Annotated in this window: 19 protein-coding genes; 8 read left to right on the top strand and 11 right to left on the bottom strand. The window is 65.0% G+C overall.

Going from position 1 to position 17,380, the window contains the following annotated elements; translation table 11 throughout:
- Nucleotides 1-27 precede the first annotated feature (27 nt).
- The 4 genes from RFM52_RS06635 (at nt 28) to moaB (ending at nt 2,618) form a co-directional block, all read left to right on the top strand.
- Nucleotides 28-885: a S49 family peptidase gene (locus tag RFM52_RS06635; protein WP_320294702.1), complete on the top strand. Its 858-nt coding sequence runs from the start codon at nt 28-30 to the stop codon at nt 883-885.
- 84 nt (nt 886-969) lie between these two features.
- Nucleotides 970-1,155 carry a membrane protein gene (locus RFM52_RS06630; RefSeq protein WP_027164591.1) on the top strand — a complete coding sequence of 62 codons (186 nt, stop codon included), beginning with the start codon at nt 970-972 and terminating at the stop codon, nt 1,153-1,155.
- A gap of 22 nt (nt 1,156-1,177) precedes the next feature.
- Nucleotides 1,178-2,074, top strand: coding sequence for a 4-(cytidine 5'-diphospho)-2-C-methyl-D-erythritol kinase (locus RFM52_RS06625; RefSeq protein ID WP_320295031.1), 897 nt, complete (start codon nt 1,178-1,180; stop codon nt 2,072-2,074).
- On the top strand, nt 2,061-2,618 hold the full coding sequence (moaB, locus tag RFM52_RS06620; protein ID WP_320294701.1) for a molybdenum cofactor biosynthesis protein B: 558 nt from the start codon (nt 2,061-2,063) through the stop codon (nt 2,616-2,618). The genes RFM52_RS06625 and moaB overlap by 14 nt, the downstream gene beginning before the upstream one ends.
- 108 nt (nt 2,619-2,726) lie before the next feature.
- On the opposite strand, the gene RFM52_RS06615 is transcribed toward moaB, so the two are convergent.
- Nucleotides 2,727-3,230 (bottom strand): glycosyltransferase, encoded by a 504-nt coding sequence (locus RFM52_RS06615; protein WP_320294700.1) that lies wholly within the window; start codon nt 3,228-3,230, stop codon nt 2,727-2,729.
- Between the two features lie 149 nt (nt 3,231-3,379).
- Between RFM52_RS06615 and RFM52_RS06610 the strand changes: the two genes are divergently transcribed.
- Both RFM52_RS06610 and rnhB read left to right on the top strand, forming a co-directional pair.
- On the top strand, nt 3,380-4,534 hold the full coding sequence (locus RFM52_RS06610; RefSeq protein ID WP_320294699.1) for a PA0069 family radical SAM protein: 1,155 nt from the start codon (nt 3,380-3,382) through the stop codon (nt 4,532-4,534).
- A gap of 195 nt (nt 4,535-4,729) precedes the next feature.
- Nucleotides 4,730-5,425, top strand: coding sequence for a ribonuclease HII (gene rnhB / locus RFM52_RS06605; protein ID WP_320294698.1), 696 nt, complete (start codon nt 4,730-4,732; stop codon nt 5,423-5,425).
- Between the two features lie 325 nt (nt 5,426-5,750).
- Here the strand turns inward: rnhB and RFM52_RS06600 are convergent, their stop codons facing one another.
- The 7 genes from RFM52_RS06600 to RFM52_RS06570 form a co-directional block, all read right to left on the bottom strand.
- Nucleotides 5,751-6,242, bottom strand: coding sequence for a F0F1 ATP synthase subunit B (locus RFM52_RS06600; protein WP_320294697.1), 492 nt, complete (start codon nt 6,240-6,242; stop codon nt 5,751-5,753).
- 11 nt (nt 6,243-6,253) lie between these two features.
- A complete protein-coding gene (locus RFM52_RS06595) occupies nt 6,254-6,835 on the bottom strand; it encodes a F0F1 ATP synthase subunit B (RefSeq protein WP_320294696.1) in 582 nt (193 codons plus the stop codon).
- A 57-nt stretch (nt 6,836-6,892) separates the two neighbouring features.
- Nucleotides 6,893-7,120, bottom strand: coding sequence for a F0F1 ATP synthase subunit C (locus RFM52_RS06590; RefSeq protein ID WP_095816382.1), 228 nt, complete (start codon nt 7,118-7,120; stop codon nt 6,893-6,895).
- A gap of 77 nt (nt 7,121-7,197) precedes the next feature.
- Entirely contained in the window at nt 7,198-7,959 is a 762-nt protein-coding gene (locus RFM52_RS06585) for a F0F1 ATP synthase subunit A (RefSeq protein ID WP_320294695.1), read from the bottom strand.
- A 64-nt stretch (nt 7,960-8,023) separates the two neighbouring features.
- Nucleotides 8,024-8,416, bottom strand: coding sequence for an AtpZ/AtpI family protein (locus RFM52_RS06580; protein ID WP_320294694.1), 393 nt, complete (start codon nt 8,414-8,416; stop codon nt 8,024-8,026).
- A gap of 311 nt (nt 8,417-8,727) precedes the next feature.
- Entirely contained in the window at nt 8,728-9,909 is a 1,182-nt protein-coding gene (locus RFM52_RS06575; RefSeq protein WP_320294693.1) for a cell wall hydrolase, read from the bottom strand.
- A gap of 167 nt (nt 9,910-10,076) precedes the next feature.
- A complete protein-coding gene (locus tag RFM52_RS06570; protein WP_320294692.1) occupies nt 10,077-11,354 on the bottom strand; it encodes an MFS transporter in 1,278 nt (425 codons plus the stop codon).
- A 115-nt stretch (nt 11,355-11,469) separates the two neighbouring features.
- Here RFM52_RS06570 and RFM52_RS06565 point away from each other — a divergent pair, with 115 nt between their 5' ends.
- Complete coding sequence (locus tag RFM52_RS06565) at nt 11,470-12,390, top strand: LysR substrate-binding domain-containing protein (RefSeq protein ID WP_320294691.1); 921 nt, start codon at nt 11,470-11,472, stop codon at nt 12,388-12,390.
- Nucleotides 12,391-12,626: 236 nt separating this feature from the next.
- On the opposite strand, the gene der is transcribed toward RFM52_RS06565, so the two are convergent.
- Nucleotides 12,627-14,060 carry a ribosome biogenesis GTPase Der gene (gene der, locus RFM52_RS06560; RefSeq protein WP_320294690.1) on the bottom strand — a complete coding sequence of 478 codons (1,434 nt, stop codon included), beginning with the start codon at nt 14,058-14,060 and terminating at the stop codon, nt 12,627-12,629.
- A 6-nt stretch (nt 14,061-14,066) separates the two neighbouring features.
- The gene (locus RFM52_RS06555; RefSeq protein ID WP_320294689.1) at nt 14,067-14,732 is read right to left on the bottom strand and encodes a tetratricopeptide repeat protein; all 666 of its coding nucleotides are present in this window, start codon (nt 14,730-14,732) and stop codon (nt 14,067-14,069) included.
- A 201-nt stretch (nt 14,733-14,933) separates the two neighbouring features.
- Here RFM52_RS06555 and RFM52_RS06550 point away from each other — a divergent pair, with 201 nt between their 5' ends.
- Entirely contained in the window at nt 14,934-15,944 is a 1,011-nt protein-coding gene (locus RFM52_RS06550) for a polysaccharide deacetylase family protein (RefSeq protein WP_320294688.1), read from the top strand.
- Nucleotides 15,945-16,066: 122 nt separating this feature from the next.
- On the opposite strand, the gene sbmA is transcribed toward RFM52_RS06550, so the two are convergent.
- On the bottom strand, nt 16,067-17,344 hold the full coding sequence (gene sbmA, locus RFM52_RS06545) for a peptide antibiotic transporter SbmA (protein ID WP_320294687.1): 1,278 nt from the start codon (nt 17,342-17,344) through the stop codon (nt 16,067-16,069).
- Between the last annotated feature and the right edge of the window lie 36 nt (nt 17,345-17,380).

Below are 17,380 nucleotides of genomic sequence, written 5' to 3'. Positions count from 1 at the left end.
TTGCAAATGGACCGGAGACATTCCTTCGTGAAACGCCTCTTCAACCGCCTGCTGCCGAAATCCTGGCGCTCGACAGTCGTCACCATTCCGGTCATCCGGCTGCAAGGCGCCATCATGGCCGGCGGCGGCCAGTTCCGGCCGAGCCTGTCGCTCGCCTCGACGGCCGGCCTCATCGAAAAGGCGTTCAGCTTCGACGCGCCGGCGGTCGCCATCTCGATCAATTCGCCGGGTGGCTCGCCGGTGCAGTCGCGGCTGATCTTCAAGCGCATCCGCGATCTCGCGGTGGAAAAGAACAAGAAGGTTCTGGTCTTCGTCGAGGACGTGGCGGCTTCCGGCGGCTACATGATCGCGGTCGCCGGCGACGAGATCTTCGCCGACCCGTCGTCGATCGTCGGCTCGATCGGCGTGGTCTCGGCCTCTTTCGGTTTCCCTGAACTGATGAAGAAGATCGGCGTCGAGCGGCGTGTCCACACGGCCGGGCAGAACAAGGCCGTGCTCGATCCGTTCAAGCCGGAGAAGAAGGAAGATGTCGAGCGGCTGAAGGCGCTGCAGCTTGAAGTGCACGAGACCTTCATCGATCTCGTCAAGGAGCGGCGCGGTACAAAGCTCAAGGACGACCCGGACCTGTTCACCGGCCTGTTCTGGACCGCCAAGCGAGGCCTGGAGCTCGGCCTTGTCGATGCGCTGGGCGATATGCGCGGCGTGCTCAGGACCCGTTTCGGCGACAAGACGCAGCTCAAGCTGATCACCGCGCCGCGCGGTCTGTTTGGCCGTTTCGGCCTGTTCGGCTCGCGCTTCTCTGCGCCCGATATCGCGGCGGCCGCCGCCAGTGGCGTCATCGATGCGGCGGAAGAGCGCGCGCTGTGGGCTCGCTTCGGGCTTTGAAAAAGCCATGATTGCGGATAGCATGATCGCTTGACCGAGCCCATCCGGCCGGCCTTGCCGCGAGAACGCGGGAGGAGTTTTGAGATGCCGCAGATCATTTTCTTCGCCGTCGTCGGCGCCGCCGCTTACTTTGGTTACCGCGCTTTCGTGCGCGAGGCCGAACGCGTGACGGCCAAGATCCGGCGCACCGAGAAACAGGCGGCGAACGGCACGATGGGCACGCTGGTCAAGGATCCCAAGACCGGCGAATATCGTCTCGCCAAGGACTGAAGCCATCTCGCCAGCAGCCGACATTCTCGAGCCCGGCACAGAGGTCCGGACCTGGCTTGCGCCTGCCAAGATCAATCTGGCGCTGCATGTCACCGGACGGCGCGTCGACGGCTACCATCTCATCGACAGCCTGGCCGTCTTCACCCGCTTCGGCGACCGGCTCGAGATCGAGCCGGCGGAGCAGGACGACTTCTCGGTGTCCGGCCGCTATGCCGCCGGCCTGCCGCTCGACGCCGGCAATCTGGTGGTGAAGGCGCGCGATGCCTTGCGCCGGGAAGCCGACGCGCAGCATGCGCCGCCCGTTGCCATCCGGCTGGAGAAGAACCTGCCGATCGCCTCTGGCGTCGGCGGCGGCTCCAGCGACGCGGCGGCCGCGCTCAACGGCCTGGCGCGGCTCTGGAAGCTCGATATCGACGGCGCTTCATTGGCCCGGATCGGCCTCACGCTCGGCGCCGACCTGCCGATGTGCCTCAAGGGCAAACCGCTGGTCGCGCGCGGCATTGGCGATGAGGTGTCGCCGCTCCCCGCCTTTCCGGCGCTTGGCCTGGTCCTGGTCAATCCGGGCATCGCCGTCTCGACGCCCGACGTGTTCAATGCGCTGTTCAGCCGCGACAATGAGGCGTTGCCGCCGCTGCCGAAGCGCCTCGACTTCCACGCCATCCGCAACTGGCTGGAGGCGACGCGCAACGATCTCGAACCGGCCGCCCGCTCGATCCAGCCGGCGATCGGCGAGGCGCTGAAGGCGCTCAAGCGTGCCGACGCCGCCTTCGCGCGCATGTCCGGCTCGGGCGCCACCTGCTTCGGCCTGTTCGAGACGGGCAATGTCGCCAAGCGCGCGGCGATCGAGATCCGCGCCCGCCACCCCGACTGGTTCGTCGCCGCGACGCGCAGCATGGAAGTGAGCGATGGCGAAGCTTGACGAGAGCCGGCCCTTCATCCCGGTGCGCATCGCGGTGTTAACGGTTTCCGACACGCGCAGCCTTGCCGACGACAAATCCGGCCAGACGCTGGCCGACCGCATCACCGAAGCCGGCCATACCCTTGCCGCGCGGGACATCGTCACCGACGACCGCGACAAGATCCGCGACAAGGTGCTCGGCTGGTCGAAGGACGACAACATCGACGTTGTCATCACCACCGGCGGCACCGGCTTCACCGGCCGCGACGTGACGCCGGAGGCGCTGGAGCCGATCTTCGAAAAGCGCATGGACGGCTTTTCCGAAGTGTTCCACCGTATCTCCTACGACAAGATCGGCACCTCGACGATCCAGAGCCGGGCGACCGGCGGCGTCGTCAACGCCACCTTCGTCTTCGTGCTGCCGGGATCGCCTGGCGCCTGCAAGGACGCCTGGGACGGGATCATCAAGGCGCAGCTCGACTACCGGCACATGCCGTGCAACTTCGTCGAGATCATGCCGCGGCTGGACGAGCATCTCAGGCGCGGCGGCAAGCCCACCTCGTAAAGCACAGGCAAAGCGCCCGAATGGTGGGCAATCGCTGGAGACGTCGGCGCTGCCCCTCATCCGCCTGCCGGCACCTTCTCCCCGTAAAACAGGGAGAAGGAAGGAAACTCACTTCGGCGGCGCCACCCAGATTTCGGCGTTCAGCCTTCTGGTGGCAAGGCCCCGCGCCAGGGCCTCGGCGCTGCGCGCGCTCTTTGCCAGGGCCGTGGCCTGACGCTTGCTGATGACCAGACCCTCGGCCAGCGCACGGTTGCCCGAAAAGACGCGCGCCAGGAAAGGCGCGCGATCGGCCCGGGCGCGTGAAAAGCGTGCCGGCATGGTTTGCTTCGCCGTGTGCGCCACCACCTCGTCGATCCATCCCTCGGCAAGCCGGGCGCCCGGCTCCAGAAAAAGCAGCCAATCGCCCTTGGCCTGGCCGATGCCGGCGCCGATCCCGCCGGTCACATAGTGGCAGCCGGCATGTTCGGCCACCCGGTGCGTCTGGTCGGCGGAGCCTTGATCGCAGACGATCACGTCGCGGACCACGCCTTCGACCGCGCCGCCGACCAGCGAGGCGAGCGTGCGGGCAAGCCCCTCTTCGTCGTTCAAGGTCTCGATGAGAACGCTGAGCATTTTTAGCCGAATAGCGGAAAGTGCGGCGATGCGCCAGTTGCGCGCTCGAAGCGAAAAAGTTCTTGATTTGTTCTCATCGGCGAAATAGGAATAGTTTCATGAACAGAGCGATTCGACAGCCTGCCGACAGTCCCTGGGAGAGGGCGAAAATGGAACAGATCGTGCGCGCCGACATTGCCGCTTTCGGAGCAGGCAGAGCCGAGATGGCGAACGCGATGATCGAGCAGAGCGGCATGCGCGTCCGGCCCGACCGCAATCGCGGCCGCTCGGCCGGCATCAACCCGTCCGGCCGGTTCGAGCCGGTCAGCCGTCATGTGTTCGATGACGGCTGGAACTCGCTGGAGGAACTGCCGCCCTTCAAGACGGAAGTGCAGGTCGAGAAGCCGCGCACGATCATCACCCGCAACGAGTCGCCGGACATTTCCTTCGACCGTTCGATCAATCCCTATCGCGGCTGCGAGCATGGCTGCGTCTACTGCTTCGCCAGGCCGACGCATGCCTTCATGGGCCTGTCGCCGGGGCTCGATTTCGAATCGAAGCTGTTCGCCAAGCCGGATGCGGCGCGCATGCTGGACAGGGAATTGTCGAAGCCGGGCTACCAGCCGCGCACGATCGCCATCGGCACCAACACCGATCCCTACCAGCCGATCGAAAAGCAATACCGGATCATGCGCGAGATCCTCGAAGTGCTGGAGGCGCGCGGCCATCCTGTCGGCATCGTCACCAAGTCTGCACTGGTGACGCGCGACATCGACATCCTGTCGCGCATGGCCGAGCGCGGCCTTGCCAAGGTGGCGCTGTCGGTGACGACGATGGACCGCATGCTGGCGAGAACCATGGAGCCGCGCGCGTCGACGCCGACGAAACGGCTCGAGGCAATCAGGCAGTTGTCGGACGCCGGCATCCCGGCCTCGGTGATGGTGGCGCCGGTCATTCCCGGTCTCAACGATCCGGAGATGGAGCGCATCCTCGATTCGGCCAGAGCCGCCGGCGCCCGGGAGGCGGGCTATGTCATCCTTCGCCTGCCGCTCGAAGTGGCGCCGATCTTCAAGGACTGGCTGCTGCGTCACTATCCGGATCGCTACCGGCATGTGATGTCGCTGATCCGCTCGATGCGCGACGGCAAGGACTACGATTCCGAATGGGGCAAACGCATGAAAGGCGCCGGTCCCTATGCCTGGCAGATCGGCAGGCGCTTCGAGATCGCGGCCAAGCGGCTCGGCCTCAATGTCGAGCGGCGACAGCTTCGCACCGACCAATTCGTCGCGGGCTCCGGCGCCGGCGAGCAGCTGATGCTGCTTTAATCTCAGTGCCGGCCATGACGGGCCGGCGCTAAGCGGTTCCAGGCCAAGCGACTTTCCGTCTGGAATTGCCCTCCTTTCAAGTATCCCGTCCGGCCACTGTCCCCCGGCCGCGAGACGGTGCCTTCCCGGTCCGACGCCCCATCCGACCCGGAAGGACTTGCGGAGAATCGGAGCCGATGCGAACCTCGCCGCACCATGGCTCGCGCGCGTTCCGATTCTCCGCTTCTCTTTGAAATGGTCGAGAAGCCCGACTTCTCGATCGAGACGAAGGCGATGGCCGACGGGCTGTGGCCGGTCGCCGGCATGGACGAGGCTGGCCGCGGTCCGCTCGCGGGTCCGGTGGTGGCCGCCGCGGTGGTGCTCAACCCCGCCAATATCCCGGAAGGCCTCGACGATTCCAAGCGCCTCACCCATTTGCAGCGCGAGGCGCTGTTCCTGAAGATCCTCGGCTCGGCGCTGAGCGTCTCGATGGCCTCGATCAGCGCCGAAGGCATCGACAACAGCAACATCCTGAAGGCGAGCTTGGAAGCGATGCGCCGTGCCGCCGCCGGCCTGTCCTTGCAGCCGAAACTCGCTTTGGCCGATGGTCGTGACGTTCCGCCAGGTCTCGCTTGCGAAGGCCGGGCGCTCGTCAAGGGCGACCAGCGCTCGCAATCGATCGCCGCCGCCTCGATCGTCGCCAAGGTGATGCGCGACCGCATGATGTGCGGCTGCGGCGGACACCACGCGCATTACGGCTTCGAGGTGCATATGGGCTACGCGACGGTCCGCCACCGCACCGCCATCGAGGCGCATGGGCCGGTGGCACGGCTGCACCGTGCCTCGTTCGCGCCGTTCAGGCTGGGCGGAGCGGAGCCGGTTGAGGAAGAGAGCTTCGCCGGATTGGAGTGATAGCTAATCTCCCCCGGCGCTTCGTCATCCTCGGGCTTGACCCGAGGATCCATGCCGTGACCTCCGCCGGAGAGCGCAACGGTGCAGAATTCTATAACCGCTGCAACGCCTTAACCTCACGGCATGGATTCTAGGGTCTGCGCGCGTCGCTCCGCTCCTTGCTCCGCCCTAGAATGACGATCGAGATGTAGCAGCCCTTCGCGCCCCCTCAGCCCTGCTGGCATCTCGCCCACAATGGAGATTGGCAGCTTCAGCGCCGCTCCTTCCCCAAACAAAAAAGCCGCCGGGTTGCCCAGGCGGCTTCTCATTCGTAACTGCGGTCGGCTCAGTTCAGCTTGGCCTTGACGTCGTCCAGCGCCGACTTGAACAGGTCCGCGCCGGCCTTGACGTCGACCTTGGCGGCGAGCAGCGCGCGGGCAGCCTCGACGGCGATGTCGACGGCGCTGGCGCGCACTTCACTGACGGCCTCGCGTTCGGCCTGGCTGATCTTCTGCTCGGCAAGCGCGGTGCGCCGGGCGACATAGTCCTCGGTCTTCTTGGCGGCCTCGGAAGCAAGCAGCTCAGCCTCGCGCTTGGCGGCGGCGACGATGTCGGCGGCCTCCTTCTCGGCTTCCTTGCGCTTCTGCTGATACTGGCCGAGCAGCTGCTGGGCCTCCTCGCGCAGGCGCCGCGCTTCCTCGAGCTCAGCGCTGATCTTGACCGCGCGGGCGTCTAGCGACTTGGTCAGCATGCCCGGCACCTTCAGATAGATGATGGCGCCGAGGAAGATGAATAGGGCGATAGCGGCCCAGAGCGTGGCAAGTGATGTGGCGTCCATGATCCCGCTCCTTACCGGCTCGCGGATTTGACCGCGGCCGCGATCTCGGACTTGTCGGCCTTGCCGCCGACAAGCGCCTCGACGATGGCCGACGTGGTGTCCTCGGCGATCGTGCCGACTTCCTTCATCGCCTTGGCCTTGATCGAGGCGATGCTCGCCTCGGCCTCGCCGAGCTTCTTTTCGAGCTCGGCCTCGAGCTTCTTGCGCGTGCCCTCGGCGTCCGCCTTGGCGGCGTCGCTTGCCTGTTGGCCGATCTTGTTGGCGTTGGCCTTGGCCTCCGCCAGTTCCTGCTCATAGGCGGCAACGGCGGCATCGGCCTCGCCCTTCAGCCTTGCGGCATGATCGAGGTCCTGGGTGATGCGGTCGTTGCGGACATCGATAATGCCACCAAGACGCGGCATCACAACGCGCTTCAGGAACAGGTAGAAGAGCCCGAAGGTGATGACCAGCCACAGGATCTGCGACGGGAAGGTCTTGGCATCGAACGGCGGGAACGCCTCATGCTCCGCGGCAGGCACCGCAGTGCTCGCATGCGTATCGCCCTCGGCCGCGGCCGGCGCGGTTTCTTGCGCAAAGGCAGATGTCACGAACATCTCATTCCCCTGTCCATACGGGGCCGCACCATGCGGCCCCTTTTGTCAGCGCGCTTCTTACTTGGTGAACACCAGCAGCAGTGCGATGAGGAGCGAGAAGATGCCCAGAGCCTCGGTCACGGCAAAGCCGAAGATCAAGCGGCCGAACTGGCCGTCAGCAGCCGACGGGTTGCGGAGCGCGCCCGAGAGATAGCTGCCGAAGATGTTGCCGAGGCCGATGCCCGCGCCGCCCATGCCGATGCAGGCGATACCAGCGCCGATAGCAGCTGCTGCAGTTGCGTCCATTTCAAAACTCCTGTGGTTGCTTGTTCGTTGCAGTTGGTACGTTGGGTATGCTGGCGCCGGAGCGCCGGTGAAATCGATCAGTGGCTCGGGTGCAGCGCGTCGTTCAGATACATGCAGGTCAGCACCGCGAAGACGTAGGCCTGCAGGAAGGCGACCAGCAGTTCGAGAGCGGTCAGCGCGACCGCCATGGCGAGCGGCAGGACCGAACCGGCAATGCCGACGGCGCCGAGCGCGCTGAGGCTGACGACGAAGCCCGAGAACACTTTCAGCGTGATGTGGCCGGCCAGCATGTTGGCGAAAAGACGAACCGAGAGGCTGACAGGACGCGAGACGAAGGAAATGACTTCGATCGCCACCACCAGCGGCAGCAGATAGCCCGGCACGCCATGCGGCACGAACAGCTTGAGGAAGCCTAAACCGTGCTTGGCAAAGCCGTAGACAACGACCGTGCCGATGACCAGGATCGCCAGCGTGAAGGTGACGATGAGGTGGCTGGTGACGGTGAAGAAATAGGGGAACAGGCCGATCAGGTTGGCGACCAGCACGAACATGAACAGCGAGAACACCAGCGGGAAGAACTGCATGCCCTGCTTGCCGGCGGCGTCGCGCAGCATGTTGCCGACGAACTCATAGGCCATTTCGGAGACCGACTGCAGGCGCCCCGGGATCAAGGCGCGGCTGGCCGTGCTCCAATAGAGGAAAGCCGAGGCCAGCACGATCGTCACGACCATGAACAGGGAAGAGTTGGTGAACGAGACGTCGTAGCCGCCGATATGCAGCGGGATGATCGGATGGATCTGGAACTGGTGGATCGGATCGACCTTGTCAGCAGCAGCCACTTTAAATCCCCGTCAAAGCCACACGGCTTCTTAAGTTCGCTTCAGCGCCTTGCGGCGCCCCACTTCATTCTTTCGGCTCGCGCGGCTTGCCGCCCTGGCCGAATTCGGATGCAAGCCCCGCAGAGCGCAGGACATTCAGTATACCAGCGCCAAAACCCAGCAGCAGGCCGACGATCAGACCCCAGGGCGTTGTTCCCGCCGCGCGGTCGATGATCCAGCCCAAGCCGACACCGACCACCACTCCGGCGATGAACTCGCTGGACAGTTTCAGCGCCTGACCGTAACCGGTCGCAGCTTTCGCGTCGTCTTTCCCCTCGAGCCGGTCCGTGCGTCTCGTCGCAAGCGATGCTCCAAGATCGCGCCGGCGGCGCTCAAGTTCGTCGTCGCGGATGGTGGCTTCTGGCTGCCTGCCGCGGCCGGTTTCTCCGGTTCCGTCTGGCCCGTTTTTGTCGGCCATCGCAACCCCCCTGCCCGGGCAGACGATCACCGTCCGTCCGCTTCTAAAGTCGCCGGCAACATAGTTAGAGGGTCCGCGCCCGTCAAGCCACGGGCCGAACTTCCAAGCGATGTATTTTTGATAATTAAATCAACGATTTATCGAGGTGCGACATCGTGCCCTTCACGGCCGCGTGAGGACTCGGCGCGAATCCGCGCAACAAGCCGCGTCCGCCGGGGTGCGCCGGCGGACGGAGGAAGGATCGCCGGAGCGGTCGTTTAGGCGGCTCGGCTCGAGCCGCCCAACCGGCTCAGTTCGAGTCGCCTGAGGGCTCAGCTCCAGCCGCCGCCATAGGTGCGGTAGAAGATATGCAGGCCGATCCTTGTCATCTTGTGCATGGCGCGCGCCCAGCCCGGATGGACGTAATTGGCATAGTAATGCGTCGACGAGCCGACCTCGGGAATGAAGATCTTGCCGGCGGTCACCGCCATCGCGACGTCCTGGGCGGTCTTGTAGGAAGCCTGGTCGGTGATGATCTTCTTCCTGCCGTCGCAGGCGAAGGAGAACTGGCAGCGGTTGAACCAGTTGTCGTTCTGGTAGACGACGCCGCAGATCGTCTTGGGATAGGTCGGGTTGCGGACGCGGTTGAGGATCACCTGCGCCACCGCCGCTTGGCCGCGGACAGGCTCGCTGCGCGCCTCGAAATAGATGCCCTTGGCAAGGCAGGCCTGCTCGGGCTTGGAAAAGACGCTCGCCGGCAGCGGGTTCTGCAGCCAGGCATGGTCGCCCTTGCCCATCGGCGGGATGAAGCGGCCGTCGTTCGGATCGTCCTGCAGCAGCGCCTCGAAGGGCGAGGCCTTCGCGTAGTCGGGCGCCGACTGGGCATAGGCGGTGGCGAGGATATCCGGCTTGTCGTTGTTGACGAGGGCGACAAGCGCCGCCGGCAGATCCGGATCCGGCTTCTTGTCCTCGCGCAGATGGAAGGCCTGGGCGATCTGCACTTCCTTGCCCTTGATGCCGGGCTTGGCGAAGGTGAGCTTCAGGTTGCTGTCCATCGAGGGACGCAGCAGCGAGGAGGTGCGCTCGAAGATCGAGCCGGCGCTGAAATTCTTGGGCGGCGCGACCGGCGCCACCTTGACCAAACGGCCCTTCTTGTCGGCGCGTATGACGCGGTCTTCATCGGGCGTGGCGCCTGCGACATTGCCCTTGCCGCGAAAGGCCACCGTGCCGACGCCCGGCAGGTCCACACCGGAGCCGGAGAGCGAGCCGGTGGTGACGGAATCGACGAACGGCATTTCGGCTGCATGCACCGAGCCGGCGGCGGATTTCTCGATATAGGCGTTCCAGCGGACGTTGGACGATTCCAGGCCGGAGATCAGGCTTGCCATATCCTGATAGGCGACGGCCGACGGAAAGCCGATCCAGATACCGAGCCCGAGCACCAAAGGAGGAAGGAAGGAACGTTTTTTCGCAACGGCGGCGGCGGCAAGCCGCAATGAAACGCGTCGATGCACGGAACTCTCCAGAACGCTACTGACCCCGGAGAGCCAAAATGAAGCATTAACCTTGATGCGGGGTTAACGACATCGATCGTGTTCTTTTCATGTTTGAGGAAAGCCGGCTTGCTGCTTTCACAGCAAAGCCGGCGAACAATCAGACTGGTGAATCAGGCTTGGGTGAATCAAGCGGGGCGCAGGAAGATCGGCCAGGCGAGCGCAGCGCAGATCGCCGCCGCGAGCCACACGCCCGGCCATGCAAAGACCACCAGCAGCCACGGAATGGCGATCGGCACCAGACAGAAGCCGATGAACACAAAACTGTTGGCCAAGCTGAGCGCGGTCCCGACATGGCCGGCGCCGGCAAGCGTGGCAAGCTCGGTATAGGCGACGCCATGCCAGGCCGAGACGGATATGCCGGCGACGACGACCATCGGCGGCAGCAGCGGCATAAGCGCCGGAATGCCGGCGGCGCCGATCACCAGCAGCCAAAGCACCAGGAAGGCCAGCGCGCTCAAGGCGCTGCAGAGTTTGAGGAACGGGCGGCGGTTGCCGTGGCGGTCGGTGAAGCGCCCGCTCCAGACGCGCATCACCATGGCGCCGGTCTGCACCGCCGCGAGGGTGGCGCTGGTCACAAAGGTACCCATGCCGGCGAAGTCGTGCAGGAAGACCGAGCCGAAGGTCAGCACCGCCACCTGCGGGAAACAGAGCAGGCCGATGGCAGTCGAGCTGCGCCATACCTCGATGTTGCGCAAGGGCGCCGGGCCGCTTGTGGCAGTGGTGGCGTGACCGCCGCTTCCCACCGGCGGCTCGTGCAGCCAACGCCAGGCAAACCAGGCCGACAGAGCAGAGACGGCCGCAAGCAGGCCGAAGACCGCGGTGAAGCCCACAGCCAGCGCCAGGGAAGGCAGGACGAGCGCGCCCAGCCCGCCGCCGAGCGGCACCGCCGTCTGCCGGATGCTCATGGCGAAGCCGCGCTCGCCCTCCGCGAACCAGCCCATAATGGCGCGGCCGCTGGAGCCGTTGACGCTGCCGCCGAGCAGGCCGGCGACGAGCAGGCTTGCCGACAGCAGCGCGACGCCTGGAACGGCCGTTTTCGCCGGCACGACGAGCAGCGCCATGATGAAGAGCCATGCGGCCGTCGCGCCGAGCCCGGTCAGGAGCACGCGGCGGTCGCCCCAGCGGTCGGTGAGCACGCCCCAGGGCAGCTCGCTCAGCGCCACGCCAAGGCCGAGCAGACCGAGCGCCAAGCCGAGGGAGGCATTGTCGAGGTGATAGCCCTGGCGCATCGCCACCGCGGTTGCCGGAATGCCGGAGAAGGTGGCGGAGAAGCCGGCATTGGCGGCGACGCCGATGCCCAGAACCTTCCAGCGATGATTGGGGCCGAAGTCGCGCCGCGCTGGGGCGCCGGCGATATCTCCCTTGGGCGGCTGGCAGTCGTTTCGTGTGACGAAGGCGGACATGGTTCCATTCCCGTGACGGCCGGCTGACGGCTTGACGGACGGGATGTAGCGCCATAGCTTCATTCATAAAATCAGGAAGTTTTTGATCAACAATCCTGAAAATCAGGACAATCTTATGCGCCGCGTCACGTTCGACCTCGACGTCCTCAGGACCTTCGTCACCGGCATGGAGCTGGGCAGCTTCGCCAAGGCGGCCGAACGGCTGGGACGCTCGACGTCCGCCGTCAGCGCGCAACTGAAGAAGCTGGAGGAGCAGGCGGATACGCCGATCTTCCGCAAGGCGGGGCGCGGCCTGGCGCTCACCGAAGCCGGCGAGACGATGCTTGGCTATGCACGGCGGCTGATCGAGCTCAACGACGAGGCGGCCTCAGCCATTCGCGACATCGAGTTGGAAGGCTGGGTGCGGCTCGGCCTGCAGGAGGATTTCGGCGAAGCCGTGCTGCCCGACGTGCTCGGCCGCTTCGCCCGCGCCCACCCCAAGGTTCGGATCGAAGCGCGGATCGGGCGCAGCCACGATCTGGCCGAGCGTGTCCTGTCAGGCAACCTCGACATCGCCCTCGCCTGGCATGACGGCACGACCCTGCCCTACAGCCGGCATGTCGCCGACGTGCAAGCGCGCTGGATCGGCCCGGCGAAACCGATCGAGGCAGGTCCGCGCGATGGCGAGCCGCTGCCGCTGGTGGTGTTCGAGGCACCCTGCCTGCTCAGGACCGTGGCGACCGAGACGCTCGACCGCGCGGGCCTGCCCTGGCGCATGGCCTTCTCGAGCCCCAGCCTCGGCGGCATCTGGGCGGCGGTGGCGGCTGGCCTTGGCCTGACGATCCGCACCGATATCGGCCTGCCGGCCAATGTCAGGGCGATCGCGCCCGGGGTGCTCGGTCTCCCGGCCCTGCCGATGATGGCGCTGCACCTGCACCAGAAGGACGCCGAGCTCGACCCGGTGGCGGCGCGACTTGCCGAGATATTGCTGCAGGCGGCGATGGAGACGCTGCCTGAGGGGGCGCGAACCGGTGAGGGATTGCGAGAGGTCGCGTGAGGTCTTGGGCGGCGCCCTTCGACTTCGTCATTCTATGGCGAAGCAAGGAGCGAAGCGACGCGCGCAGACCATAGAATCCATGCCGTTACCTGCGCGAAGAATGCAGCGGAGCAGAATTCTGAACCGTGGCGACGCCTCGAAGTCACGGAATGGATCCTCGGGTCTGCGCGCGTCGCTTCGCTCCTTGCTTCGCCCGTGGATGACGAGGCATCAGCGTCGGCGCTTATCCTCAGAAGTCACCGCTTCTTCGCCCTGCCCGCGAAAGGATTGTCCGAGGTGCGCAGCGCCATGCGGATCGGCACGCCGGGCATGTCGAAGGCTTCGCGCAGGCTGTTGGTCAGGTAGCGGACATAGGATTGCGGCATCGCGTCCGGGCGCGAGCAGGAGACGACGAAGCCCGGCGGGCGCGTCTTGGCCTGGGTAACGTATTTGATCTTCAGACGGCGGCCGGCGACGGCGGGCGGCGGATGATGCGCGAGGATGCCTTCCAGCCAGCGGTTGAGCTTGCCGGTGGACACGCGGCTGTTCCAGACCTTGTGCGTCTTGATGACGCTTTCCATCAGCTTGTCGAGGCCGCGCCCGGTTTCGGCCGAGACCGTCACCGCCTGGATGCCGCGCACCTGCGGCAAGAGCCGCTCGGTCTTTTCGCGCAGCTCGGCCAGCAGCTCCTGCGGATTGTCGATCAGGTCCCATTTGTTGAAGGCGATTACCGGCGCCCTGCCCTCGCGGGTGATGAGATCGGCGATCTGCAGGTCCTGCTTCTCGAAGGGAATGGTGGCATCGAGCACGATGATGACGATCTCGGCGAAGCGGATGGCGCGCAGGCCGTCCTGCACCGAGAGTTTTTCGAGCTTCTCCTGCACCTTCGATTTGCGGCGCATGCCGGCGGTGTCGAACAGCTTGATGCGGCGGCCGCGCCAATCCCAGTCGACCGAGATCGAATCGCGGGTGATGCCGGCCTCCGGACCGGTGAGCAGCCGCTCCTCGCCGATCAGCGCATTGATCAGCGTCGACTTGCCGGCGTTGGGACGGCCGACGACGGCGATGCGCAGCGGCTTGGTGTCGTCATAGGATGCTTCGGCGTCCGGGTCGGCGATGTCCTCGCCGATCAGCACCTCGCTGGCGGCGACCTCGTCGCCGTCTTCCTCTTCCTCGTCCTCGCCGAATGCGCGTTCCTCGCCAAGTGCCTCGACCACCGCGTCACGCAGGTCGGGCATGCCCTGGCCGTGCTCGGCCGAAACCGGGATCGGCTCGCCCAGACCGAGTTCCCAGGCCTCCAGCATGCCGCCTTGAGCGCCCCGCGCCTCGGCCTTGTTGGCGACGAGCACCACCGGCTTGCCGGACTTGCGCACCACCTCGGCGAAGGTGCGGTCGTCCGGCAGCAGGCCCGACTTGGCATCGACGGTGAAGAAGATGAGGTCTGCCTCGCGGATGGCGATCTCGGTCTGCTGGCGCATGCGGCCAGGCAGGGTCGAGGCGGCCGTATCCTCAAAGCCGGCGGTGTCGATGACGTCGAAATGGAGATCGTAGAGTTTTGCCGCATGCACGCGCCGGTCGCGCGTCACGCCCGGCGTGTCGTCGACAAGCGCCAGCTTCTTTCCGACCAGCCGATTGAAAAGAGTCGATTTGCCGACGTTAGGCCGGCCGATGATGGCGACTTTGAAGCCCATCCGAGGTCACGACGCGTTGCCCGACCCGCGGATCAGCTCGGACATCAGCTGCGCCCGCTGGCGCACATTGCGCGGGGCGGCATCGTCCGAAGAGATCTGGTCGAACAGTTTGAGCGCGTCCGCCGACTTGCCGTCCTTCCAGGCGGCAAGGCCGAGCGCCTCGCGCGCCGAGTGGCGCAGCGGATTGGTGTCGGCGGTCAGCGCCTCGATGCGGCTGGAGACATCGGCGTAAGAGCCGTGGTCGACGAGCAGCAGTGCTGCCCTCAGCCGCGCGATGTCGCGGATGCCGCCGGGGATGGCGGTGTCGGCGGCGACCGCGTCGAAGTCCTTGACCGCGCCGTCGACGTCGCCCTTGTCGGCCTTGACGGTCGCGGCGCGCATGCGGGCGAGCAGCGGATAGGCGCCGTAGCCGTCCTTCTCCAGCTGGTCGAGCGCGGCGATCGCCTCGTCGTTCTTGCCGTCATTGGCGAATTTGAGGGCAGCCGAGAAGGCGTCGCCCGAGCGGTTGGCGCGGCTCTCGTCCCAGTAACGGTAACCAACGACCGCGGCGGTGCCCAGCACGATCAGGATGGCGATGCCGAGAACGGCCGGGCCAAAACGATCCCACAGCGCCTGCGCCTGCTCGCGACGAATCTCTTCGTTGACTTCGCGGATAAAACTGTCGTCCGACATCAATCAAAACCATTGCTGCCCCGGAAGGGGGCGCTTCTTGAGCCCGCGTTTTAGCGAAATTTTGTCGGCATGGAAGGGGGCGGGCCGGAAAATCGGCTGGGAATGCCCGGCGCCCACAGCCCTTGCCTGAACGCAACCGCGCCACATTTGCGCGATAGCCGGCTTCCGATCAGCCGGAGACGTCCCGCCAGAAGGTTGCCAATGCTTCGTTCGTACCGCGTCCTTGCATTCAGTCTCGCCTCGCTTGCCTGCGCCAATGCAGCCCTCGCCGATCCGCCGAAATCGCCGGCCGTTTCGCCCGCCAGACCCAAGCAGGTGGTGCTGATCTCGTTCGACGCCGCCCGCGATATCTCGCAATGGCAGCGCAGCCGGGCGCTGGCAAAGCGCACGGGCGCGCATTTCACCTATTTCCTGTCCTGCGTGTTCCTGCTCTCGCCTGAGACGCGGCAGGACTATGCCGGCCCCGGCAAGGCCGCCGGCAAATCCAATGTCGGCTTCGGCGCCTCGAAGCAGGACGTGGCCGACCGGCTGGAGCAGGTCCGGCTGGCCGCCGCCGAGGGCCACGACATCGGCAGCCATGCCTGCGGCCATTTCGACGGCAAGGCCTGGAGCAAGGCGGACTGGCTGGCCGAATTCGCCTCCGCCCGGCGCATCTTCGAGAAGGCCTATGCGATCAACGGCATCCCGGAACCGGCCGACTGGCATGATTTCGCGCATCATGCGCTGGTCGGGTTCCGCGCGCCCTATCTTTCGACCGGCAAGGCGCTTTACGAGGCCCTACCCGAAGCCGGCTTCCAGTATGACGCCAGCGGCGTTTCGAACGGTCCCGCCGTGCCGCCGACCCTGAATGGCACGACCCGTTTTGCCCTGCCGCTTATCCCGGAGGGAGCGAAGGCGAAGCCCGTGGTCGCTATGGACTACAATCTCTATGTCCGCCACTCGAGCGGCACCGAGAAGCTGGCCATGGCGGGCGAATTCACCGAACGCGCCTACCAGGCGTTCCGCGCCGCCTTCGAGGCTCAGTACAATGGCAAGCGCCTGCCGCTGGAGCTCGGCTTCCACTTCACGCTGATGAATAACGGCGCCTACTGGAACGCGCTGGAGCGCTTCGCCGGCGAGGTCTGCGTGAAGGCTGACGTCGAGTGCATCAGTTTTCGCGACTATGTCGAGCGGCAGCGCGCCGGCCAAGCCCAGGCGAGCGTGGGCGGCTGACTGGACGCAAGCCGCACCCTAAAGCGCGTCGCGATCTTTCAGATTCGCTCCATGCGCTTTAGGTTTTTGATTTTACGCATGTCTTTATCCCGAAACCGGTTCCCACTTTCGGGAGACATGCTTTAACTTGCCGGCTGATCTTCGGGGCGCATGCCAGCCTGCTCGCGTTCTAGGTAATGCTGATCGATAACCGGCAGCTGTTCGCCTTGCAGTGTCGCCTCGAAGGCACGCAAACGTTTGTGCACAGACTGCAGTTCGACAATCGTCGACCAGGAATTCAACAGGAACTGCAGCGAATTCGTCACCTTGCCGAACGCGTTCGAGATCTGGTTCAGCGCGCCGAACGTGATCTTGTGCGCGACCAGCGAAGGCCCGAGGATCAGCAGCGAGAAGATGTTGTCGGCCTGCAGGTAGGTGTAACGAACAACGTTGAAATAGATGTAGTGGAAATAGAGCTTGAAATAATTGCGGCGGACATTGGCGAACAATTGTGTCGTCGTCGCCGGCTGAGCCCGGTCGGCATGATCTTCGCCGTAGACAAGCTCCTTACGATAGGCTGCCTCGACACGCTGGTTGCGGAACTGCAGGCCCGGCAGCTTGAGACCCGCCACCATGACGGAAATCGTTCCGAACAGACACCAGCCCAATGCAGCAATGACCAGTGGCTGCGGGACCGTGCCGATGATCGGCAATTCGGTGATGTGAGCCTGCAGTTGAATCAAGACCGGCAGGAAGGCGATCAGGGTCATGATCGACTGAACGAAGGTCGAGCCGAGATCTTCCATGATCTGCGAGAAACGCATCGTGTCTTCCTGGATACGCTGCGAGGCGCCCTCGATGTGGCGCAGCCGGCTCCAGTTGGCCATGAAGTAATCGTTCATCGCGGTGCGCCAACGGAAGATCCAATGGCTGACGATGAAGGCATTGACCACCTGCACATTCATGCCGACCAGCGCCAGCCAGGAGAAATCGGCCAATCCCTTGTAGAATTCCGTGTTGGTCGAGGGAGTCGTTCCCGACATCAGGCCCTGAACATAGTCGAAGAAAGGACCGTACCAGTTGTTGACCGCGACCGAGATCTGCACGTTGAAATAGATGAAGAACAGGATGACGGCGGTCATCAGGATCGACCAGTTCTGCCACGGGTGCGGAGCGTACCAGCTCCAGAAGGCGTAGAAGACCGCCACGCACGCCACGAAGTAGATGTAGAACCACAGGAAAGGCTTCGACCACAGCACCGCGATACCAATGATCGGCGGCGTCCCGGCGGCTGCCGGCGGCAGGCCGAAGATGGCGCCCAGCTGCTCGCCGCCGAAGAACCAGAACAAGATCGCCGCAAGGCTCCAGACGGCGGCCGAGGTGAAAAAGAGCTTCGGCTGCGGGAAGAAGGATACGAACACTGTGGCGGATTTCCTCGGTCTGACCGCAAATCAGCG

The sequence above is a fragment of the Mesorhizobium humile genome (genome assembly GCF_033977215.1).
Classification (GTDB): Bacteria; Pseudomonadota; Alphaproteobacteria; order Rhizobiales; family Rhizobiaceae; genus Mesorhizobium; species Mesorhizobium humile.
The sequence above is the reverse complement of the archived record's forward strand: the minus strand, read 5'-3'. Positions and strand labels throughout refer to the sequence as shown.